Genomic DNA, 22,202 nt, shown 5'->3' with positions numbered 1-22,202 from the left:
TAAAGGCTAAAGGAGATGGCCAAACCATGCCCGAGTTACAAATTATCAACGAAATTCAAACAAAAAGGAAAGCGGTTGCATTTACTTTTGACGACGGCCCTAATCCGGTTTATACTCCGCAGGTGCTGGAAATTTTCCGGGAGGCCGGCGGGAAAGCGACCTTTTTCATGATCGGCACCCAGATGGAACAGCATCCCGAATTGGTGAAGGCGGCCTACGAACAGGGCCATGAAATCGGAAATCATACGTATCACCATCCGGCCCTGCCGGAGCTAACGAAACAGGAGTGCAGGGAAGAATTGGTACGAACCGGCGAATTGATCAAAGAAATCACCGGAAGCGCCCCGAAGGTGTTCCGCCCGCCTTATTTCGCATATGATGAGCAAGTGGCCGAAATCGTGGACGAGTCGGGTTACCGGGCGATCGGAGCGCTCAACGGAGCGGCGACCGATTGGGAGATGCCCGGCGTGCGGCATATCGTCGACAAAAGCCGGGAAGTCGCAAGAGCCGGCGGCATCCTGATCTTTCACGACGGATTCGACGACCGGTCCCAGACCATCGAGGCCGTGCGGATTCTCGTATCCGAGCTGAAGGCGGAAGGGTACGAACTGCTTACCGTGAGCGAATTGCTTCATTCGTCGTTATCGTTCTAATCTCATACGGAATATTGCGAAAATTGTGGAAAGCCGAAGGCCAATGCCTTCGGCTTTTTTTAAAATTTAAATTTAAAATTAAACCTAGTTCAGCCGATATCATATATAAGCAATGTAGACAGCATGAGGAACAGGAGGGAGTGCGTTGCATCTGACAGGCAGTTTTAACTACTATATCGTTGCACTGTCCATTTGGATATCGATTATGGCTTCGTACTCCGCACTTAGCATTACGGCCCGAATTTCCCGGGGGAGCGGGATCATCCGCCTGTTTTGGATTTTTGTCGGCTCGTTCGTCATGGGCACGGGAATATGGGCGACGCATTTTGTCGGAATGATGGCTTTTCATTTGCAAATTCAGGTCAGATATGACCTGTGGCTTACCCTGCTATCGATGATTGTGAGTGTGATTTCTTCGTTTATTGCGTTTTATATAACATTGCCGGCCAAGATCGGCAAATTTAAGCTGGCGGTCGGCGGGTTCACCATGGGGATCGGCATTGTGGCGATGCACTATTTGGGCATGGAGGCGCTGATCGTCCCGGCGGAAGTGAAATATGACATCAAGTATGTGCTTTTGTCCGTGTTCATCGCCCTGGCCGCCGCGTTTACCGCCTTGCTGCTGTTTCTTAAATTCCGCAACCAGCATTCGACCAGTTGGCTGAAGTGGCTGTCCGCCGGCTTTATGGGGCTTGCGGTCTGCGGGATGCATTATACGGGCATGAAGGCCGTGCAATTTACCCGTGAGAATATCCCTCTTTCTTCGAGGCACGGTATCGATTTATACTTGCTGCTGGGAGTAACTTTATTGATTTTCGTGATTTTTCTGGTATCCTGGTGCGCGATTCTGTTCGACCGTTATGTGTTGGAGAAAATGGCTTACCGCGATACGGTCAGCGGGCTGCCGAACCGGAACGAAATGAACCGCTTTTTCGATACGGTAGGGGGGCAGGACAGCATCGGAGTGCTCTATCTGGACCTCGACAAGTTCAAGGCGATCAACGATACCTTGGGGCACCAGGTCGGAGATATGCTCATTGAACAGGTGGCCAAGCGTTTGAGCGAATTCGCGCAGAGCGGCAGGGAAGTGTTTCGCATCGGAGGGGATGAGTTTTTGCTCATATCCGCGCCTTGCGATTACGAACAAGCCAAAATATTGGCGGAAGATATTTTAAACAGTTTGAAGAAAGTATATTCCATACAAGGAAACGAGTTATACATAACCGCCAGCATCGGCATCAGCATCGGCTCCGGACAGGCCAAGGACCGTACGGCCCTGCTGAAATCCGCGGATACCGCGATGTACCGGGCCAAGGGAGCAGGGAAGAACCGCTATTGCTTCTACAGTGAGGAAATGGGCCATCTGGAAGTCCGGAAAATGGAGCTCGAAAAAGATTTGCGGCTGGCTTTGGACAACGATCAGTTCTATTTAGTCTATCAGCCGAAGTGGAACGCCCGGGAGAACCTGCTCGCCGGATGGGAGGCGCTGATCCGTTGGAAACACCCCCGTCTCGGGATGGTTTCGCCCGGCGAATTCATTCCGATCGCCGAAGAGACCGGAATGATCGTTCCCATGACCAGATGGACTCTGCTTCAGGCTTGCCGCCAGTGCAAAATCTGGCAGGACCGAGGAATGCATAAGCCGATTTCCGTCAATCTTTCGGTCCGATTGTTTCAGACCGGCAGGCTGCGGGCGATGATCCGGCATGCGCTGGAAGAAACGGGGCTCCACCCCCGGATGCTGGAGCTGGAGATCACCGAGTCGATGGTCCTGCACGATATTCAGGATATCATCGGGCAGATCGAGTCCCTCCGCGAGATGGGCGTCCGAATATCGATGGACGATTTCGGGACGGGGTACTCTTCGATCGGACTGCTGGACCGGATTCCGCTTGACGCCTTGAAGCTGGATCGTCTATTTATCAATAATCTGGAAACGCCTACCAAGCGGGCCGTGATCAGCGCGATTATTTTAATGGCGGAAAATCTGGAACTGGAAGTGATTGCCGAAGGCGTGGAGAGCCGGGAGCACGTCGAATTCCTGATGCAGCTCGGTTGCCATGTCATGCAGGGCTACTATTACGGCAGACCGATGAACACCGATGAAATCGAAATGTGGATGCGGACGGTGACGCCTTAATCGAGCGGCCAGCTTCCGCCGCCGAGCAAATACTTCTCGGTCAATATGGACAGCATTCTGATGCCGACCTCGTTATGCCCGCCTTCGGGGATGATCAGGTCGGCATATTTCTTGGACGGCTCGATGAACGCCTCGTGCATCGGCTTCACCGTGGCGAGATACTGCTGATGAATGGAATGGATGGAGCGGCCGCGCTCTTCCATATCCCGCAGAACACGGCGAAGCAGGCGGACATCGGAATCCGTATCCACGAATACCTTGATGTCCAGCATTTCCCGCAGCTTCTCGTCATACAGCACGAATAAGCCCTCCACAATCGCGATGCGGTTCGGTTTCAGCAGAACCGTCTCCGTCTCGGAACGGGTATAGTCGGTAAAATCATAAACCGGCGCGTGGGCGGCTTGTCCGCTTTGCAGCAAGGTCAAATGCTCGATTAACAGCTCGTTGTCGAAGGCGAAGGGATGATCGTAGTTGGTAAGCAAACGTTCTTCCATGGTCAAATTCGTTTGGTCTTTATAATAATTATCCTGCGATATAAAAGTAACTTTATCCGGCCCGAGCTGTTCGATGACAGAGCGGGCCACCGTTGTTTTTCCGGAGCCGGTGCCGCCGGCGATGCCGATGATTAACATGCGATTTCATTAACCTCCCAGGTAAATTCCCGATGAACATTCCAGTATTGTAGCATAGCGGACATATTTTTTCATCATTATGGTTCAATATGGAGAAGTCCGATTTTACGTTGTTATGACAAATGTGTAAAGTTAAATCACATCAGCAATGGAGACACGCCGGACTGGCGGAAGGGAATTGTCGTTAAAAGGGTCTCCCGCTCCTTGGAAAACGCGTCGTACATAAGGGTTTCATTGACGGAGACTTCCAAGTTTTGTATTGCCATGATTTTAAAAATACTGTAAAGTATCTATAAAATATCTTAACATGTATGTTACAAATGCTAACATAATAATTGACCTAAGTTCGATTTTTTGTTATAAAAAACCGGATTTTGTCAAATCTTCAACTTCAACCTCGACTACGATTGCGCATTATAAACTTCCTTTTCCCAAAACCGGTACTACTTCATGAACGGCCGCCGGTACCATACAACAAGATCCTGCACAACCAACAACCAACACCCGACATACAAATACTACACCACAATCAGGGCAGCATGAGAAAACTGGCGGACACTTTGCTTGATCGCCTGCGACACAGAATCTATCCAGTGATTACAGACATGAATTTCTTGCATGCAATCGCTTTACTGCATTGCATTAAGGAAGCGGAGACGGACAAATGTTTACATAGCGTGGACGGTTTGCCCGAATTCCATACAGCTTACATCCCATTAGGCAGCAAGCTCAATCTATAGCGAAAAGAGGCTGTAATACGATGATCCAACCTGTTTTGCAGATTCAGAATTTGCGTACCAGCTTTTTTACCGACCGTGGGGAAGTTCCCGCCGTTGACGGCGTCAATCTGACCGTAAATCCCGGCGAAGTGCTCGGCGTCGTCGGCGAATCGGGCTGCGGGAAAAGCGTAACCTCCCTTTCGGTTTTGAAGCTTATACCGGAGCCTCCCGGCAAAATCGTCGGCGGGTCCATCCTGTTCAAGGGCGAGGACCTCGTTCCGCTCAAGGAGCGGGAGATGCGGCGCATCCGCGGCAACTCGATCTCCATGATCTTTCAGGAGCCGATGACTTCGCTGAACCCGCTGTTTACCGTCGGCGAACAGATCGGCGAGGCGATCCGGCTGCACCGGGAGCTCGGGAGAAAGGATGCGCGCGTGCATACCGTCGAAATGCTGCGGAAGGTGGGCATTCCGCGGCCGGAGAGCGTGCTGGACGAATATCCGCACCAGCTCTCCGGAGGGATGCGCCAGCGGGTCATGATCGCGATGGCGATTTCTTGCAGTCCGGAGCTGCTTATCGCCGACGAGCCGACGACCGCGCTCGATGTAACCATTCAGGCGCAAATTCTCGACCTCATCCGCCGGCTGAACGAAGAGAACGGCACCGCCGTGATGCTGATCACCCACGATCTCGGCGTTGTAGCCGAAATGTGCCACCGGGTCGCGGTCATGTATGCGGGGAAAGTGGTGGAGGAAGGGCCGGTCCGCGAAATTTTCAAAAATCCGCTTCATCCGTATACCCAGGGCTTGATCCAATCGGTGCCGCGGATGAACGAGCAGCGGCCGCGCCTGTTCTCGATTCCCGGCAATGTGCCGGTCCTGCATGCGGGAATGAAGGGGTGCCGGTTTGCCGACCGCTGTCCGCACGCCATGCCGCTGTGTCTCGAGCAATTGCCCGAGCTTAGAGAATACGGGGCCGCGCACAGCTGCCGCTGCTGGCTTCATGAATCGCAGGAGGATGCCGTATGAGCGAACAACAACCACTGCTCCAGGTCGAGCATTTGAAGAAATATTTTCCGGTCTCCGGCGGAATGTTCCGCAAGACCGATCAATTCGTGAAAGCCGTCGACGATGTATCCTTCTCCGTATCCCGGGGCGAAACATTCGGGCTCGTAGGAGAGAGCGGCTGCGGGAAGTCGACCACGGGACGGTCGCTGCTGCGGCTGATCGAGCCGAGCGGCGGGCGGATCGTGTTCGACGGGGAAGATATTACGTCTCTATCGGCCGAACAGCTTCGCCGGAAGCGCAGGGATATGCAGATCGTGTTCCAGGATCCGTTCTCCTCGCTCGATCCGCGTCACACCGTCCGGCAGATATTGGAGGAACCGCTGCGCGTGCATGGGGTTCCGGCCAAGGAGCGGCAGAGCACCATTAACCGGCTCATCGATGTCGTCGGCTTGACGAAGAGCCACCTGCAGCGGTACCCGCATCAATTCTCCGGCGGCCAGAGGCAGCGGGTCGGCATAGCCAGGGCGCTCGCCTTGCAGCCGAAGCTGATCGTGGCCGACGAGCCGGTATCCGCCCTCGACGTGTCGATCCAGTCGCAGGTGGTCAACCTGCTCCAGGACCTGCAGGCGGAGTTCGGCCTCACCTACATTTTTATCGCTCACGACCTCAGCGTCGTCAAGCATATCTGCAACCGGGTGGCCGTGATGTACTTGGGCCGAATCGTTGAAATCGCCGATACGGAAGAGCTTTACGCTTCGCCGCAGCATCCGTATACCAAGGCGCTGCTGTCCGCGGTGCCGGAGCCGGATCCCGACGTGAAGCCGGAGCGGATTCTGCTGCAGGGGGAAGTTCCGAGTCCCGCAAACGCACCGGTAGGCTGCGCCTTTCATACCCGTTGTCCGCTGGCGATGGACATTTGCCGGAGCAAACGGCCGGAGCTCGCCGCCACCGGGAGCGGACATCAAACGGCATGCCATTTATTCACTGAGCCGCTTTCCAAGGAAGAGGCGATTTAAGTGCACGTTTCAGGCTTTAACACAGAATCGGTTTATACCGGCCCATGGCCGGCTTGATATAAACACATAATGTTAAAAAGGGAAGGGAGACATTACATGAAGGCGAAAAAGTTAAGTTTATTGATGTTAGTCCTATTGCTAAGCGTGGCGGTAGCCCTCACCGGCTGCGGCGGCAATAGCGGCGGCAACGGGGGGAAGACCGCTGACGGAACCGCGAATACCGGTACGAACGCGGGAGATACAGAGAACAAGGGTGCGGCTTCGTCACAGGATACGCTGATCTTGGGACGCGGCGGGGATTCCGCCTCTTTGGACGGTTCGATCGTCACGGACGGCGAGTCACTGAAGATTGCCCACCAGGTATTCGATTCCTTGCTGGAATACAAGGAAGGAACAACGGAAGTGCAAGGTTCCCTGGCCGAAAGCTGGGATGTATCGGAAGACGGCCTAAAGTACACTTTTAAATTACGTCAAGGCGTGAAGTTTCACGACGGAACGGATTTCAACGCCGATGCGGTCGTATTCAACTTTACGCGCTGGTCCGACCCGAACAGTGAATACAAATTTGAAGGAGACTCTTTCGACTATTACGATTCGATGTTCGGTCCCGACGGCAGCCGGGTCATTAAGGAAGTGAAAGCGATCGACGCGAATACGGTCGAATTTACACTGAACCAGCCGCAGGCGCCGTTCCTGCAAAACCTGGCGATGACCTCCTTCGGGATCGCCAGCCCGACGGCGATTCAGGAGAAGAAGGAGAACTTCAAGAACGAGCCGGTCGGTACCGGGCCGTTTGTATTCAAGGAATGGAAGCGCAACGACTCCATTACGCTGGAGAAGAACCCGAACTATTGGAAGGAAGGCCTTCCGAAGCTGAACAAGGTTATCGTTCGTTCCATCCCGGACAACTCCGCACGGTTTAACGCGCTGCAAAGCGGGGAAATCGATCTGATGGAAGATTTGAGCCCGGACGATCTGGCGACGCTGGAAGCCAATCCGGAGCTGCAAAAGATCGAACGCCCGGCCAACAATGTCGGCTATGTCGGCTTCAACCTGAAGAAAGAGCCTTTTAACGATGTCAAAGTGAGACAGGCGCTGAACCACGCGGTAAACAAACAAGGCATTATCGACGCCTTCTTCGCGGGGCAAGCGCAAGCGGCCGTCAACCCGATGCCGCCGTCCCTGTGGGGCTATAACGATACTATTGAAGATTATCCGTACGATTTGGAAAAGGCGAAGCAATTGCTGGCCGAAGCGGGTTATCCAAACGGCTTGCCTGGGGAATATACCTTCTATGCGATGCCGGTATCCCGTCCGTACATGCCTGACGGCAAAAAGGTAGCGGAAGTCATTCAAGCGGATTTTGAGAAGATCGGCGTCAAAGTAAATATCGAATCTCCGGAATGGGCGACTTATCTGGACGATGCCCAAGCCGGCGAGAAGGACGATATCTACATGCTCGGCTGGACCGGCGACAATGGAGACCCGGACAATTTCTTGTATACGCTGCTTGATAAAGATGCGATTCCATCGAATAACTACAGCTATTACGCCAATGACGAGCTGCATAAGCTGTTGATCCAGGCGCAAACCGAAACGGATCAAGCCAAACGTGAAGAACTGTATAAACAAGCCCAAGTGATCATCAAGAACGATGCGCCATGGATTCCGCTGGTGCACACCACACCTCTGCTGGCGGCTAAAGCAAACCTGAAGGGCTATGTGCCGGCTCCGACGGGAACCGAATACTACAGCAACATATATTTCGAATAAACGGGTGATTCTTTAACCCGGTTGGCAGGTGAACCTTTTCTTGAAATCATATATTCTTAAACGGCTGTTAATAATGGTTCCCGTCCTGATCGGCATGACATTGATTGTATTTTCGATCATTCACGCGATTCCCGGCGATCCCGCGGAGACGATTCTGGGCCAAAAGGCCACGGAGCAATCCAAAGAGGCGCTGCGGGAGCAGCTCGGTTTGAATAATCCCTGGTACCAGCAGTATTTCACCTACATGGGTGATCTGCTGCAAGGCGATCTCGGGCAATCGATCCGCACGAAAGTGCCGATTGCCAAGGAGATCGGGCCTTACCTGGCGGCTACGGCGGAATTGACGGTGGCCGCGATGCTGTTCGCGGTTATCTTTGGGGTCAACGCGGGGATTATCAGCGCCTGGAAGCAGAACTCCTGGTTCGACTACATCTGTATGCTCGTCGCGCTTATCGGGGTGTCCATGCCGATTTTCTGGCTGGGCTTGATGGAGCAGTGGGTGTTCTCGCTCAGGCTGGATTGGCTGCCTTCGAGCGGACGCATGAACGCGCGCGATCCGGTCGAGGCCGTGACCAATCTCTATTTGCTGGACAGCATTCTGGCCGGCCGCTGGGATCAATTATGGACGGTGATGAAGCATTTAATTCTACCGAGCGTGGCGCTCGGTACGATCCCGATGGCCGTCATCGCCCGCATGACCCGCTCCAGCATGCTGGAGGTCATGAATTCGGATTTCATCCGTACGGCCAAAGCCAAGGGATTGTCGCAATTTTTCGTCGTTTACAAGCATGCGCTGAAGAACGCCTTCATCCCGGTGCTGACCGTGATCGGGCTGCAAACCGGCGCGCTGCTGGGCGGCGCCGTGCTGACGGAGACGATCTTCGCCTGGCCGGGTGTGGGGCGGTATATCTATGAAGCAATCAGCTTCCGCGATTATCCGGTCATCCAATCCGGCATTCTGATCATTGCCTTCATCTTCGTATTCATCAATCTGATTGTGGATCTGCTGTACGCGGCGGTCGATCCGCGCATCCGCTTTCGGTAAGGAGGGAGACCATGGCTCAAACTGCGACAAATCTGACTACGGGCGCCACCTTACGGGAGGAAAAGGTTTCCGGACCTTGGCAGGATGCGTGGCGGGCGTTCCGCAAGAACAAAATCGCGATGGCCGGCCTGATCATGATGGTGCTGTTCATCGCGCTTGCCCTGCTGGCTCCCGTGCTCGCCCCATACGATTACAAAGCCCAGGAGCTGACCGACCGGCTCAAGCCGCCGTCGTCGGCGCATTGGTTTGGCACGGACGATCTGGGACGGGATATCCTGAGCCGGATCCTGTACGGGGCGCGTATTTCGCTCTGGGTCGGCACGTTCTCTGTCGTCGGCTCGATCGTGATCGGAACCTTGCTGGGAATCCTCGCCGGATACTACGGCAAGTGGGTGGATATGCTCATCTCGCGGCTGTTTGACATTTTGCTGGCCTTCCCGAGCATCCTGCTGGCGATCGCCATCGTGGCGATCCTCGGGCCTTCGCTGCAAAACGCCCTGTACGCGATCGCGATCGTCAACGTCCCGACGTACGGGCGGCTGGTCCGGGCGAAGGTGCTCAGCCTGAAGAACGAAGAGTACATTACCGCCGCCAAGGCGATCGGCATGAAGAATAGCGGCATTCTGCTGCGTCATATTTTGCCGAACAGCCTGACGCCGATCATCGTGCAGGGCACGCTCGGCATCGCCAGCGCGATCATCGAGGCGGCCGCACTCGGCTTCCTCGGCCTGGGCGCCCAGCCGCCGGCGCCGGAATGGGGCAAAATGCTGTCCGATTCGCGGCAGTTTATCGCTACCGCGCCCTGGACGGTGATTTTCCCCGGGATATCCATCATGCTCACGGTGCTTGCCTTCAACCTGATGGGCGACGGCTTGCGCGATGCGCTGGATCCGCGCATGAAGAACTAAACACGGTTCCGTTATTGGAACGTAAAGCTCTATCCGTAAGCCGTTATCGGTACGGATAGAGCTTTTTCGTCATTGTTTTTCAGGCTGGGATTGCCCAAGCCGGGAATTCACGCTTATAATGGCGGTAGTGCTAAAGTTCCATATCGTATATTTCCGCATTGTCTCCATACTCCTTTTCAAGGAAGGCGACCCGCAAATGAACTCATTTTTTGCCAAAATGAACACGCTCAGAAACCAAATTCTGTTCGTCTTCATTATTGTTATGGTGATCGTGCTTTTGATCGTTAGTTTTCTGACCTTCAAGACCGTATCCTCTCTATTGCAAAACAACGCCGAAGCTCAGATTCAGCAGGTAGCCGTCGAAGCCAGCGGCCGGTTCGATTCCCTCTATGAGCAAATCAACATGGTTTCCAAGCTCGTCATTACCAACGATAATACCCAGAAAATTTTACTGCGCAAATTTTACGACAATCCGGTGAGCTACAATGACCGGCAGAAGTTGAAGGGAATTGTGTATACGCTTATGGGCAATGCCGACGGGATTTCCTCGTTTGAGCTGTATACCAATATGCTGGAGCGGATTCTCCCGCTCGACGATACGCCGCTTTCGATGCGGATACCCAACGAATGGGTAGCCAAGGCCAACGAAGCGAAGGGCCAGTTGGTTTGGATCGGGGAAGATCCGAATGACCACAATTATTTCCTCGCGATCCGAAGAACGAATCTGATTGATTATTACTATACCAACGGCGGATATTTGCTCGTCAGCATCGACCGCTCTTATTTTCAATTTGCGAATCAAAGGCTTGTCAACGGGACCAGGCCATACTCCATTCTCTTGGGCGAGGACAATACCCCCATTATTTCGAATTACAATGGTTCGCTTGAAGAGGTGCTAAACAGCAAAGAATCCACCGTGACCTTGGATAATACGGACTACATCATGACCAAGCAAAAGTCGTCCGAAACAGGCTGGACCGTAGTAATTCTCACTCCTGTAAGCGCTTTAATGGTGGGTTCCAATGCGCTAAAGATCGGCATTGTGTTTTCGGGCCTGATCGGACTGGGGATTTTCGTCATATGTTCGGTCCTTCTCTCCACGATGATTACGAAGCCGATCAACCGGCTAACGAAAACGATGCAGCAGGCGAGCGAAGGCTCGCTGACGATGAACCCCGGGTTCTCCGCGGTCAGTGAGATCAATGAACTGAACAGCACCTACAACCAGCTTGTGAAGGAAACCAATCATTTGATCAAAATGGTCTACCAGAAAGAGATTACGAGGAGTCACAGCGAGCTGAAGGCGCTCCAGGCGCAAATTAACCCTCATTTCCTGTTTAACGCGCTGGATGCGCTCCATTGGTCATTGGAGGACAACGGCCAGGGGGAACTGGCGGAGCATGTGGTGGCGATGTCAAACCTATTTCGTTATACGATTACCAAACCGTCCGACGATGATTGGGTATTTATCAAAGATGAAATCCAGCATATCAAGGATTATATGGAGATTATGAAAATGCGGTTTGGAGACAGGTTGAATTGCCATATCTCGCTTTCCCCGGAATGGGACTATGTCAGGATACCGAAGCTGCTGATTCAGCCGCTCGTGGAAAACGCCATTTTGCATGGAGCGGGGAATAAAATCGGCGACTGTACGATTACCGTTACGGTTGAACCTACGCGCAATGAGGAGTTTTTGCGGATCTCCGTCCGGGATGACGGACCGGGCATCGAGGAGCAAAAGCTCGCCGACATTATCTCTTCGATGGAAAAGGGAGGAGTTCAGTCCGGTTTCGGCAAGGGTATGGCCATTTCCAACGTATATAAGCGGCTGCAGCTGTACTATCAGGAGGGGGAGCGGAACTTGCTTACCATAGAAAGCAAAATCAATCAGGGGACGCTGATTTCCTTTGAAATACCAATTCATGGGGGCAGGGAAAATGTATGCTAAGACCATTTTAATTGTTGACGACGAGCCGAGAACGAGCCAAGGGATCAAAAAGACGCTCGAAGATTGGTCCTGCGGGAAGTATCAGATTATTACCGCGGACAACGGGGAAGAAGCGATCCAGGTGATGCGCCGCCAGAAGATTCATATCCTGATGACCGATATCCGCATGCCCGAAATTACGGGTTTGGCGCTTCTGAAGACTATAAAGGAACAAAATATGTCTCCCGTCGTCATCCTCATTTCGGCTTATTCCGAGTTCGAATATGCCCAAGAGGCGCTGCGTCTTGGCGTGGTCAACTATCTGCTCAAGCCGATCAGCCGCGGCAAGCTGATCGAGGCCGTGGAGGACGCCCTCCGGATCGAAGAAAAACGGGAGCGGGCGGAAATCATCGAAAAGGTGGTTGACGACAAGCTGGTTCACGCCAATACAAGAACGGTGACGGCCAACGGTCCGATTCGCGAAGCCTTGCACTACATTGACCATCATCTCCAGAATGAGCTCACACTGAAAGAAGTAGCCGATCATGTACATCTGAATCCCAGCTATTTCAGCGTACTGTTTAAGGAACAGCTGAATCTGACATTCAGCGAATATGTAACCCGCAGCAAAATTCAGCGTGCGAAGGATCTGCTCATTACGACCGACCTTCCCCTTGACGACATCGCCGAGGAGGCGGGTTACAAGACGGCCAAATATTTCATTAAGATCTTCAAGGAGTTCGAAGGGCTCACTCCGACGGCATACCGCAAAAAACACAAATAGGGCGTTTTAAAAAAAGTGTTGGGCTCCGGTTATAAGCGATAAGCGGAACTTGGACAAGTAACAAAGGGGGAATTTGAATTGTTCCAAAGGAAGGCGTTTTCGATGATGCTGTCTCTAACGCTTGTGGCCGTGTTGCTGCTGCCCGGCTGTTCATTCTCCGGCTTGAACGGAAATGGAAGCGGTTTGGCGGAGGGGGGAACAAGCCGGGGCGAGCCCAACGGAGAAGAAACGGTCATTCATTTTATGCACCTATGGCCGGAAGGAAGCGCCAATGCCCAGTTTACGGTTGTCAAAAATATTATCGCCGATTATGAGAGCCTGCATCCGGACGTCAGAATCGAGACCGAGGTTTTGGGCAACGACCAATACAAGGAAAAGATTAAAGTCCTGGCCTCTTCGAATGAATTGCCCGATGTGGGAATGACCTGGTCGGACGGATACATCCAAAATTTTGCGGAGGGCAATTTATTTGCTCCGCTCGACGACGTCATCGAAGCCGACCTGAAGGATGCGTTCATCCCCGGCGTCAAGGAATCCTATGCGGCTGACGGCAAAACCTACGGAATGCCGCTGGAATTGAATATTTCTTACGTATTCTACAACAAGGAAATTTTCAAGAGATACAACCTGGAGGTTCCGCAAACCTTCGAAGAACTTAAAAATGTCGTCAAAACGCTGGCGGATAACGGGGTTATTCCCGCTACCGTGGGCAACAAGGACGGCTGGCCCGGCTCTTTATGGTTCATGTATTTGACCGACCGGATCGGCGGACCGACGATTTTAAACGAAGTGATCGACGGCAAAGTCAGCTTCAATGATCCGGCTATTGTGCAAGCCGCGGCGGAAGTACAGAACCTGGTTGACATGAACGCTTTCGAGAAAGGCAGCAGCGGATTGTCTAATGATGATGCCAAGGAATACTTTGTGAGTGAGCGGGCCGCGATGTTTCTGACGGCGACATGGGAGCTGCCGAACTACACGATGAGCCCGGGAGTTTCGCAGGAATTCAAGGATAAGATCGGCTATTTCAAATTCCCGCTCTATCATGGCGGCAAAGGTACGAGTATCGACAGTTATGTAGGCGGTCCCGGCGTAGGCTTGTTCGTGGCGGAGAATTCCAAGGTGAAGGAGCAGGCCAAAGCCTTCGCCGCCTTCCTGGTCAAAGAATGGGGCGAGAAAGCCGTGGCCGAAGCCGGGGTGATTCCGGCGACGAAGGTGGACACCGAAGGCATCGATCTGCCTCCGATGTACGTGAAAATTCTCGATGATTTGAACAAAGCTTCCAATGTAACGACTTATTTTGATACCCAGGCGACCGCCACGGTATCGGAGCTGCACCGTAATTTGATTACCGCCCTGTTCGACAAGCAAGTTACACCCGAGGAATTTGCGAAGCAAACGGCGAGCGCGATTGCCAAAGAAGCCAAATAATATAACTAATATCGTCCGTTTGGGACGTTATTTAGCCAAATCTGGCCGAGTACAATAGAATAGCGGCAGAAAAGGCGCTTATTTAAGCAAATTTGACCTTTTTTTGCTCCGGAAGCTTAATTTCGATGAAAATAGCGCCCATAAAGGACGCTATTTTTGCGTTTTAAGCCAAATGGGTACAAATAACGTCTTTTTAGGACGCTATCTGTAGAGGCCCGGCCCTGAGCGCCGGGCTGGATTGGGCTAAATTACATAGGGCTGGGCTTCCATTTGTTCGGCTTTCGCGACGGCTTCTTCCAGGGACAGGCCCGTGAAGCTTTGGGCCGGAAAGAAACGGCCGCTCTGCTTGTCGTCGACGAAAGCGCCGACGGCGATGCCCGGAATGACGCTCCGCACATCATTAGGCGCTTGCGGTCCGCCCAAGTCGGTACGGCACCAGCCGGGATCGGTCAGGTTCAGCATCACATTGCTGCCCTCCAAGCGGGAGGCCAAGTCCTTCGTGAATTTGTCGAGCGCGGCTTTGCTGGCCGCATATCCGGCTTGCTCCGGCTCGTTGCGGATGCCGCTGGTCGTGTTGATTACGCGTCCGAAGCCGCGTTCGAGCATTTTCGGAATAAAGCGGTTACAAATCGTAACGGCAGCGATGAAATTAATCTGGAAGCTTTGCTCGAAGTCCTCCACGGGAGTATTCCAATAATCGTTCCGGTAGGCAATCTGGACGGCCGCATTGTTGAAGACGATATCCACCTGCGTTCCTTTGGCTTCAATCTCATCGAGCATCTTAACGACTTCCTCCTGGCGGGCAAGCTCCGCCTCTACGCTGTATGCTTCAACGCCAAGCGCTTTGACTTCTTCCTCCACCGCCTTGGTATTCTCCAGCTTTCTGCTATGCAAGATGAGATTACAGCCCTGCTTCGCCATGAATATCGCGGTCTGGTAGCCGACGCCCCGGCTGGCGCCCGTGATCAGCGCCCATTTTCCATTCACATTGATCATAGTTATAAGATTCCTTTCGGGTAGATATTAGAGTATCTTTCGTGCCCTATTGTAACTAAATTTCTCCGTTGTTTCCATATTGGCTTATGAAACCGGTCGCATCATCATTTCCGGTCTTTGACCGACGTAGTACAGGGGTGTTGCGTTTCCCCAGGGAGGTATACAATAGAAATATTGTACCGAATTAAACAGTACCCTAAATGGGAAGCGATAAAAAGGAGCGAAACACCTATGAGCGGCTATAATCAAAAAGCAACAAGTTTAACGGATGCGTTTAACCGGGCGGAATATCGCCTGCCGGGCCAGGGGCCGCGGAATGTCGACGTGTTAAAGACCGTGCTGGAACAAGTCGACGGAAGCACGGACAGTGATATGTACGGCAAGGGCAAAATCATTGACGATTTTCAAAATGAAATGGCGGCTTATTTGGGCAAGGAGGCAGCGGTATTTTTTCCGAGCGGCACGATGGCGCAGCAAATTGCTTTAAGAATATGGTGCGACGGGCAAAATTTGAAGCAGGTCGCCTATCATCCGCTATGCCATCTGGAGATCCACGAAGAGGACGGGCTTAAGGAATTACATGGCATCAAGCCGATATTGCTTGCCGATAAGAACCGTTTAATCACGCTGGAGGACGTAACGGAGCTGCAAGAGGATATCGCCTGCCTCCTGTTGGAGCTGCCGCAGCGCGAAATCGGAGGACAGCTGCCCGAGTTTACCGAGCTTGAAGCGATTTCCGCTTACTGCCGGGAGAAGGGCATCAAGCTGCATCTGGACGGCGCGAGATTGTACGAAATTCTGCCTTACTACCAAAAGACCGCTGCCGAGATTTGCGCGCTGTTCGACAGTGTGTACGTTTCTTTCTATAAAACGATCGGCGGCGTAGCCGGTGCGATTTTGGCGGGGGATACGACCTTTGCCGAAAAGTCGAAAGTTTGGAAAAGACGGCATGGCGGCGATCTGATCAGCTTGTATCCGTATATTTTGAGCAGCGAATATTACTTTAAAGAACGGATCGGCAAAATGGAGCAGTATTACCGGGACGCGCAGGCGCTGGCCGAGCGCATCAATCAATGCCACGGCGTATCTACGCGCCCGCAAGTGCCCGTATCCAATATGTTTCACGTTCATTTTGCCGCGCCGAAAGATAAGGTGGAATCGGTACTCGCGGAAATATGCGAAGAGACTGGCATCGGACTGACCGGGAATCTCAGGGATTTCGACGCGGGAACGAGTTACTTTGAGTTTAGCATGGGAGATATGTATGCCGGGGTTCCGAAAGACCGCTGCGAGGCGATGTTCCGGCTTTTGGACAAGCGGCTGCAGGAGATTTAAGGCGAACGGCGGCTTTCCTTATCGCTTTTCTTGCCGCCTATGATTGGGGATACCGTAATCTCTCCCAGGGTAACCTAACCTGAGCGAATATGCGCCGCGGGCTGGGAATTTGCCGGATAACGGACGGAACCGGCGTGTTTTTAGGGTAATAGGGATAAGAAGGAGGGATTATATGCTGCGGACGAAAATCATATGCACGTTGGGGCCCGCTTGCGATTCTACGGACATCTTGAAGGAGATGATTCAGGCCGGGATGACGGTCGGGAGGCTGAATATGGCCCACGGGGAACCGGAGGAGCATGCCCGGCGGATCGCCAATGTCCGGCAGGCGGCGCGGGAACTGAACACGTTTGTGCCGATCATGATGGATATCAAAGGGCCGGAGGTGCGGATCGGCAAGCTCAAGGAGGAGTCCTGCCGGTTGACGGCGGGGGAGGAAGTCACTTTGACTACCGAGCAGATCGAGGGCGACTCCCGGCGGATCTCGGTGAATTATCCGGACATGCCCAAGGTAGTCCGGGAGGGCGACCGGATTCTGATCGACGACGGGCTGATCGAACTTCGGGTGCTCTCGGCGGAAGGGACGGACATCCGCTGCCGGATCATTAGCGGTGGCTTACTCAAGCCGCGCAAGGGCGTCAATCTTCCCGGCATCAAGACGACGCTGCCGGGGATAACGGAGCGCGATATCCGCCATATCGGGTTCGGGCTGGAGCACGATATCGAAATGATCGCGGTTTCCTTTGTCAGAAAAGGAGACGATATCCGCGAAGTTCGGCGGATCCTGGAGGAGCGCGGCGCCGGCCATGTGCAGATCATTTCCAAGATCGAGAATGAGGAAGGCATCGAGCAACTGGACGATATTCTTGAGGCCTCGGACGGGATTATGGTGGCCCGCGGCGACCTCGGCGTAGAAGTGCCGGTCGAAGTCGTGCCGATGATGCAGAAGGAAATGATCGACAAGTGCAACCTCGCCGGCAAGCCGGTGATTGTCGCCACGCATATGCTGGAGTCGATGCAGGTGAATCCGCGCCCGACGCGGGCCGAGGTCAGCGACGTCTACAACGCGGTCATGCAGGGGGCGGACGTAGTCATGCTGTCCGGGGAATCCGCCGCGGGCAAATATCCGGTCCAGTCCGTCCGGACGATGGCGAGGGTGGCGCATCAGGCGGAGGAGATGACCGATTACCGCGATCAATTCGACCGCAAGCGCAAACAGCATGCGGCCGACATCACGGAGGTCGTCAGCCAGAGCGCGGTCAGCGCTTCGCTGGAACTGGACGCGAAGGCGATCATCACCTCCACGGAGAGCGGGTTTACCGCCCGGATGGTGTCCAAATATCGCCCGAAGGCGCCGATCCTGGCGATTACCCGCGACCGGCATGTCCTGCCTAAGATATGCCTGCTTTCCGGGGTGTTTCCGTTCCAGGGAGAGCCGGTAACCACTACGGACGAGATGTTTGATACGGCGATTCGCAGCGCGCTCAAAACCGGGTATGTGAACGCCGGAGACACGGTGGTGCTGTCGGCCGGGCTGCCGCTCGGTCAGGCGGGGACAACCAACCTGATCCAGATTCAGCAGGTTAAGCCCTGATCGCCCTTTCTCGTATAACGTATGGAAAAACATAGCCTCCAAATTTCCGAACATCGGAATTGGAGGCTTTTTCGCTAATCGACTGTCGGAAAAGACTGCTGCAGAACGTATATCTCCGCAGCCACTAACCGCAGGCCAAGAATTTGCACCTTGTTCACATCGAGGTTCCATACCGAAACCGTTCCTTGACTGGTACCGACTATGCTGAACTCCAGTTCATATACGAAGGTACCTCCCACAGCGATCTCTTGATACCGGAGCTGCTGCGGCGGAATATTGAAAGGAAATACGGCGAAAGGCACTTTGATTCCCGTGGATAGATCGTACGCCGTAATCGTAAACAGAGCCGTGGATACGGCATCATCGTTCAGCAGCAGCACGGCCGCGGTTTGGATCGGCGAGCTTGAGACCATGATCGGCCCCGTTGTAAGCAGGGATTGCGGGATGGTCACATCTACGGGAGGCTCCGTCAGGAAGGGGGTCACGACAGCTACGCCATCGGGGTCGATTACCGCATCCCCGGTGCCGATCGGAGCGGGGCCCGTCGGGCTGCCCCAATAGTTGTTGGTGGCATCCAACGCCAGGCTGGTTCCGCCGACCGCATACGCTCCCGTATCCAGATTAAGACCGGCAACGGCATTGCCGGAAATGGTATTGTTTTTCATGCGGATATTGGTATTGGGAGTACCGACGAATGCCGTGGTTACCCGAACCGCGTTGGAGACCCCGTTCAGGATCGCATTCCCCTCGATATCGACATTGCTGGAATTGCCGCCAAAGAAGATGGCGCTCCCTTGAGAATTCGTCTGTAGATTATCGGCGATTTTAATATTACTTGCGTTCGTTACCGCTATAGAGTTGTCTGTAATCATGGTATTGTTGGAGACAACGGCATTTACCGCCCCTGGAGTTATGGGAGCAAAATTGACCGATGAGGTAGCGTGTCCGGTGAACAAGTTCTCGTCCACCCAAAAGTTCGCCCCGTTTTCCGAAAACACCCCATTCCCGCTGCCGGCCCCCGCCTGATTATTGCTAATAAAGAAATTATGTCGGACCTGGGATTCCAGTATCGTATCCGAGTTTAGGTATATCCCGAATGTGTTATTGCGGATGATATTGCTGAAGATCCAGTAGCCAGAACCGGCCGCAGCAGTGACTATACCGGGCCCCGCCGTATTGTTCTGGATCGTAAAGCCGTCGATCACGGCATGCGTGGCAGTCAGTTGAACCGTTCCGCTCGCATTGACGGCGGAAATGATCGATTCGGCTCCGGCCGTTCCCGGCCGGGTGCGGGCATCGACACCGGCCTGGGCCCCCAGCAACTGAATCGTTTTATTAACAATGACCGTTTCGTTGTATGTTCCCGGTGCCACCCGGATCGTATCGAACGGAGCGGCGGCGGCTATAGCCGCCGTAATGGTGGGGAAATCACCCGGCACATTGATTACGGTAGCCAATAAAATCCCTCCTCATCACAGGAATTGATTCGCTATATGCTATGCATTTCTAGTCCATATTTCTTGTATGAATATCTAATAGGCTGATAGTTTATTTGGATGAGGTTAAATATTTCTTAATAGACATATTTCCGCTGGGCCCAATAACTGAACAGAAACAGCGTCCCTTTCGGTTTTGCGATATACTGGGCTCAAGAAGGATGCTTTGAAATGAGGGATCTCTATGGAGGAAAAGAATGAAATCAAGGACCCGCGGATCGCGCTCGACCTAGCAAACCGGCAAAAGCATTACGTCCGCTCGGGCGCGACGCGCTCCTTGGCGTTTCGGATCAAGCAATTGCAAACCTTAAAGGCGGCCGTTCGGGAGCATGAGTCCGAAATTTTGGAGGCGCTGCACCAGGATTTGCGCAAATCCGAGTTTGAAGCCTATACGACCGAGCTCGGTTATTTGTACGACAGCATCGGCTACACGCTGAAAAATATAAAGCGATGGATGAAGCCGAAGCGGGTGCGGACTCCGTTCATTCATTTCGGCTCGCGAAGCGTCATCTACCCTGAGCCGTACGGATCGGCGCTCATTATCGGCCCGTTCAACTACCCGTTTATGCTCGTCTTAGACCCGCTCGTCGGAGCGATCGCCGCCGGCAACGCCGCCGTCGTCAAGCCTTCCGAATTCACGCCGCATGTGTCGGCGGTGATTGCCAAGCTGATCCGGGCCCATTTCGACGAAGAATACATTCGGGTAGTCGAGGGCGGTCAGGAGACGACTTCCGCGCTGATCCATGCCCCGTTCGATGTAATTTTCTTTACGGGGAGCACCCGGGTCGGGAAAATCGTCATGCAGGCCGCCTCAGAGCGGCTTGTCCCCGTCATTTTGGAACTGGGCGGAAAGAGCCCGTGCATTGTCGACAAGGACGCCGATCTCGATTTGGCCGCGCAGCGGATCATTTGGGGGAAAATGATCAATGTCGGCCAGACCTGTGTCGCTCCCGACTATGTGCTCGCCCATAGGGACATCAAGCCCGCGCTCATCGCCAAAATGAAGGAGCGGATCGCCGCCTTCTTCGGCAGCGATCCGCAGCAAAGCCCGGACTTCGGGCGGATCGTGAACGAGCGGCATTGGGAACGCCTGAGCGGGCTGCTGGAGCCCTCAAAGGTCGTAGCCGGCGGGGCGAGCGATCGGGAGGACCTGTATTTGTCCCCCACATTGATGGACTGTGTGGACTGGGACGACAAGGTCATGGAAGAGGAGATATTCGGGCCGATTTTACCGATACTGGAATACCACGATTTGGAGGAGGCCATTACCGCGGTGAATTCCCGTCCCAAGCCGCTGGCGCTGTATTTGTTTACGGGCAGCAAGCGGACCGAGCGCCGGGTGATGGAGGCGGTCTCTTTTGGCGGGGGCTGCGTGAACGATACGCTGCTTCACCTCGTAACGCCTTATCTTCCTTTCGGCGGCGTGGGCCAATCGGGCATGGGGGCCTATCACGGACGATACAGCTTTGAGGCCTTTTCCCACCGGAAGGGTGTGCTGAGGAAGTCGACCAAAGTCAGCTTGAGTTTCATTTTTCCGCCATACTCCGATCGAAACCTCAAGCTGATTAAGAAAGTAATGAAGTAGCAGTTACCGATGGATAGCGCATGCCGGGCTCCGGTTTTTGCGGCGCTGATGAAACGTGGTACAATTTTAGGAGAAACCGGCTTATATAGCCATAACTACCGGGAGGGAAGCAAATGAAATATCGCAGATTGGGAAAAACGGAGCTGAACGTCTCCGTCATTGGCCTTGGAACCTGGCAATTCGGCGGGGAATGGGGCAAGCAGTTCACCCAGGACGAAGTCGACGCGATCCTCGATAAAGGGCAGGAGCTGGGGATCAACCTGATCGATACGGCGGAATGCTACGGCGATCACTTGTCCGAAGCTTTTATCGGCAACTATATCGGCCGCCGGAAACGTGAGGACTGGATTATCGCGACGAAATTCGGGCATCACTTCCACGAACGGTTTACCCGGACGGATATGTACGGTGCCCAAGATGTGCAGAAGCAACTGGACAGTTCGCTGAAGGCGCTGCAAACGGATTACATCGACCTTTACCAATTCCATTCCGGCCCGGATACGGCCTTCGACAATGACGAATTGTGGACGATGCTGGACAAGCAGAAGCAGGCCGGGAAAATCCGCCATCTCGGCACCTCGATCGGCAGCAATGACAATTTGCATCAAACCGAGGCTTCGACCAAGGTCCATTCCGAGGCGATTCAGGTAGTATATAACCGGCTGGACCGCACGCCGGAGCAGCGGGTATTCCCGTCCTGCGAGCGCCAGGACCTCGGCGTGCTGGCCCGGGTGCCGCTGGCGAGCGGGTACTTGAGCGGCAAATACAAGCCGGGCGCCGTGTTCGACAAGACCGATGTCCGGCACCGCCACGACCCGGAGAACACGCGCCGCAAGCTTGAAGAAGTGGAGCGGATCGCCCGGGAAGAAGTGCCGGAGGGTGTAAACATGGCCGAGTGGGCGTTGGCGTGGTGCCTGCGCCATCCTGCGGTCAGCGCGGTGATTCCGGGCTGCAAGAACCCGGCGCAGGTGGAATCGAATGCGAACGCAGCGAAGCTCGTAACGGAATAGCTAAAATAGATAGAGGGGACAGCGTGATGTTAGCGCTGCCCCTCTTTTTCTATGCCGATCACGGGAAGAAATGCGGGGAATGCAGTCGAACAATGGCTGTTTATAAAAAGAAGTTTTTTACTTTTTATTGTAATCTGACAATATTTTT

General features: G+C 53.7%; 17 protein-coding genes. 14 read left to right on the top strand and 3 right to left on the bottom strand.

All coding sequences use genetic code 11. The annotated features are described in order from the left end of the window. Positions 1 to 26: 26 nt before the first annotated feature. Both V3851_RS11505 and V3851_RS11500 read left to right on the top strand, forming a co-directional pair. Positions 27 to 653, top strand: coding sequence for a polysaccharide deacetylase family protein (locus tag V3851_RS11505; protein WP_331846670.1), 627 nt, complete (start codon positions 27 to 29; stop codon positions 651 to 653). Between the two features lie 145 nt (positions 654 to 798). After that, on the top strand, positions 799 to 2,793 hold the full coding sequence (locus V3851_RS11500; RefSeq protein WP_331846669.1) for a bifunctional diguanylate cyclase/phosphodiesterase: 1,995 nt from the start codon (positions 799 to 801) through the stop codon (positions 2,791 to 2,793). On the opposite strand, the gene udk is transcribed toward V3851_RS11500, so the two are convergent. After that, positions 2,790 to 3,425, bottom strand: a complete 636-nt coding sequence (udk, locus tag V3851_RS11495) for a uridine kinase (RefSeq protein WP_331846668.1) — start codon at positions 3,423 to 3,425, stop codon at positions 2,790 to 2,792. The genes V3851_RS11500 and udk overlap by 4 nt on opposite strands. Before the next feature lie 760 nt (positions 3,426 to 4,185). Here udk and V3851_RS11490 point away from each other — a divergent pair. The 8 genes from V3851_RS11490 to V3851_RS11455 all read left to right on the top strand — a co-directional run bounded on the left by V3851_RS11490 (position 4,186) and on the right by V3851_RS11455 (position 14,038). Beyond that, positions 4,186 to 5,172, top strand: a complete 987-nt coding sequence (locus V3851_RS11490; RefSeq protein WP_331846667.1) for an ABC transporter ATP-binding protein — start codon at positions 4,186 to 4,188, stop codon at positions 5,170 to 5,172. Continuing rightward, the gene (locus tag V3851_RS11485) at positions 5,169 to 6,167 is read left to right on the top strand and encodes an ABC transporter ATP-binding protein (protein ID WP_331846666.1); all 999 of its coding nucleotides are present in this window, start codon (positions 5,169 to 5,171) and stop codon (positions 6,165 to 6,167) included. Before V3851_RS11490 ends, V3851_RS11485 begins: the two co-directional genes overlap by 4 nt. Before the next feature lie 96 nt (positions 6,168 to 6,263). Then, the gene (locus V3851_RS11480) at positions 6,264 to 7,940 is read left to right on the top strand and encodes an ABC transporter substrate-binding protein (RefSeq protein WP_331846665.1); all 1,677 of its coding nucleotides are present in this window, start codon (positions 6,264 to 6,266) and stop codon (positions 7,938 to 7,940) included. Positions 7,941 to 7,980: 40 nt separating this feature from the next. Beyond that, entirely contained in the window at positions 7,981 to 8,985 is a 1,005-nt protein-coding gene (locus tag V3851_RS11475) for an ABC transporter permease (protein ID WP_331846664.1), read from the top strand. An 11-nt stretch (positions 8,986 to 8,996) separates the two neighbouring features. Continuing rightward, positions 8,997 to 9,893: a nickel transporter permease gene (gene nikC / locus V3851_RS11470; RefSeq protein WP_331846663.1), complete on the top strand. Its 897-nt coding sequence runs from the start codon at positions 8,997 to 8,999 to the stop codon at positions 9,891 to 9,893. A gap of 196 nt (positions 9,894 to 10,089) precedes the next feature. Further along, the gene (locus V3851_RS11465; RefSeq protein WP_331846662.1) at positions 10,090 to 11,844 is read left to right on the top strand and encodes a sensor histidine kinase; all 1,755 of its coding nucleotides are present in this window, start codon (positions 10,090 to 10,092) and stop codon (positions 11,842 to 11,844) included. Continuing rightward, the gene (locus V3851_RS11460; protein ID WP_331846661.1) at positions 11,834 to 12,607 is read left to right on the top strand and encodes a response regulator; all 774 of its coding nucleotides are present in this window, start codon (positions 11,834 to 11,836) and stop codon (positions 12,605 to 12,607) included. The genes V3851_RS11465 and V3851_RS11460 overlap by 11 nt, the downstream gene beginning before the upstream one ends. Before the next feature lie 102 nt (positions 12,608 to 12,709). Next, complete coding sequence (locus V3851_RS11455; RefSeq protein ID WP_414859298.1) at positions 12,710 to 14,038, top strand: extracellular solute-binding protein; 1,329 nt, start codon at positions 12,710 to 12,712, stop codon at positions 14,036 to 14,038. A 243-nt stretch (positions 14,039 to 14,281) separates the two neighbouring features. Here the strand turns inward: V3851_RS11455 and V3851_RS11450 are convergent, their stop codons facing one another. Beyond that, positions 14,282 to 15,034: an SDR family NAD(P)-dependent oxidoreductase gene (locus V3851_RS11450; protein WP_331846659.1), complete on the bottom strand. Its 753-nt coding sequence runs from the start codon at positions 15,032 to 15,034 to the stop codon at positions 14,282 to 14,284. A 231-nt stretch (positions 15,035 to 15,265) separates the two neighbouring features. On the opposite strand from V3851_RS11450, the gene V3851_RS11445 reads away from it, so the two are divergent. Next, on the top strand, positions 15,266 to 16,369 hold the full coding sequence (locus V3851_RS11445) for a threonine aldolase family protein (protein ID WP_331846658.1): 1,104 nt from the start codon (positions 15,266 to 15,268) through the stop codon (positions 16,367 to 16,369). 172 nt (positions 16,370 to 16,541) lie between these two features. Next, positions 16,542 to 17,963, top strand: coding sequence for a pyruvate kinase (pyk, locus tag V3851_RS11440; protein WP_331846657.1), 1,422 nt, complete (start codon positions 16,542 to 16,544; stop codon positions 17,961 to 17,963). Positions 17,964 to 18,037: 74 nt separating this feature from the next. Here the strand turns inward: pyk and V3851_RS11435 are convergent, their stop codons facing one another. Continuing rightward, positions 18,038 to 19,420 (bottom strand): right-handed parallel beta-helix repeat-containing protein, encoded by a 1,383-nt coding sequence (locus V3851_RS11435; protein WP_331846656.1) that lies wholly within the window; start codon positions 19,418 to 19,420, stop codon positions 18,038 to 18,040. A 223-nt stretch (positions 19,421 to 19,643) separates the two neighbouring features. Between V3851_RS11435 and V3851_RS11430 the strand changes: the two genes are divergently transcribed. Continuing rightward, on the top strand, positions 19,644 to 21,044 hold the full coding sequence (locus tag V3851_RS11430; protein ID WP_331846655.1) for an aldehyde dehydrogenase: 1,401 nt from the start codon (positions 19,644 to 19,646) through the stop codon (positions 21,042 to 21,044). Positions 21,045 to 21,157: 113 nt separating this feature from the next. Continuing rightward, positions 21,158 to 22,054 carry an aldo/keto reductase gene (locus tag V3851_RS11425; RefSeq protein ID WP_331846654.1) on the top strand — a complete coding sequence of 299 codons (897 nt, stop codon included), beginning with the start codon at positions 21,158 to 21,160 and terminating at the stop codon, positions 22,052 to 22,054. Positions 22,055 to 22,202: the final 148 nt, after the last annotated feature.

It is taken from the genome of Paenibacillus haidiansis (assembly GCF_036553665.1).
GTDB lineage: Bacteria > Bacillota > Bacilli > Paenibacillales > Paenibacillaceae > Fontibacillus > Fontibacillus haidiansis.
Note: the sequence above shows the minus strand (reverse complement) of the source record. Positions and strands in the feature narration are given on the sequence as shown.

Excerpts from the sequence above, each read along its gene's own strand:
- V3851_RS11430 (WP_331846655.1), top strand. The coding sequence starts at position 19,644 with ATGGAGGAAAAGAATGAAATCAAGGACCCGCGGATCGCGCTCGACCTA.
- pyk (WP_331846657.1), top strand. The coding sequence starts at position 16,542 with ATGCTGCGGACGAAAATCATATGCACGTTGGGGCCCGCTTGCGATTCT.
- V3851_RS11480 (WP_331846665.1), top strand. The coding sequence starts at position 6,264 with ATGAAGGCGAAAAAGTTAAGTTTATTGATGTTAGTCCTATTGCTAAGC.
- V3851_RS11450 (WP_331846659.1), bottom strand. The coding sequence starts at position 15,034 with ATGATCAATGTGAATGGAAAATGGGCGCTGATCACGGGCGCCAGCCGG.
- V3851_RS11465 (WP_331846662.1), top strand. The coding sequence starts at position 10,090 with ATGAACTCATTTTTTGCCAAAATGAACACGCTCAGAAACCAAATTCTG.
- nikC (WP_331846663.1), top strand. The coding sequence starts at position 8,997 with ATGGCTCAAACTGCGACAAATCTGACTACGGGCGCCACCTTACGGGAG.
- V3851_RS11425 (WP_331846654.1), top strand. The coding sequence starts at position 21,158 with ATGAAATATCGCAGATTGGGAAAAACGGAGCTGAACGTCTCCGTCATT.
- V3851_RS11445 (WP_331846658.1), top strand. The coding sequence starts at position 15,266 with ATGAGCGGCTATAATCAAAAAGCAACAAGTTTAACGGATGCGTTTAAC.
- V3851_RS11505 (WP_331846670.1), top strand. The coding sequence starts at position 27 with ATGCCCGAGTTACAAATTATCAACGAAATTCAAACAAAAAGGAAAGCG.
- V3851_RS11460 (WP_331846661.1), top strand. The coding sequence starts at position 11,834 with ATGTATGCTAAGACCATTTTAATTGTTGACGACGAGCCGAGAACGAGC.
- udk (WP_331846668.1), bottom strand. The coding sequence starts at position 3,425 with ATGTTAATCATCGGCATCGCCGGCGGCACCGGCTCCGGAAAAACAACG.
- V3851_RS11455 (WP_414859298.1), top strand. The coding sequence starts at position 12,710 with ATGATGCTGTCTCTAACGCTTGTGGCCGTGTTGCTGCTGCCCGGCTGT.
- V3851_RS11485 (WP_331846666.1), top strand. The coding sequence starts at position 5,169 with ATGAGCGAACAACAACCACTGCTCCAGGTCGAGCATTTGAAGAAATAT.
- V3851_RS11490 (WP_331846667.1), top strand. The coding sequence starts at position 4,186 with ATGATCCAACCTGTTTTGCAGATTCAGAATTTGCGTACCAGCTTTTTT.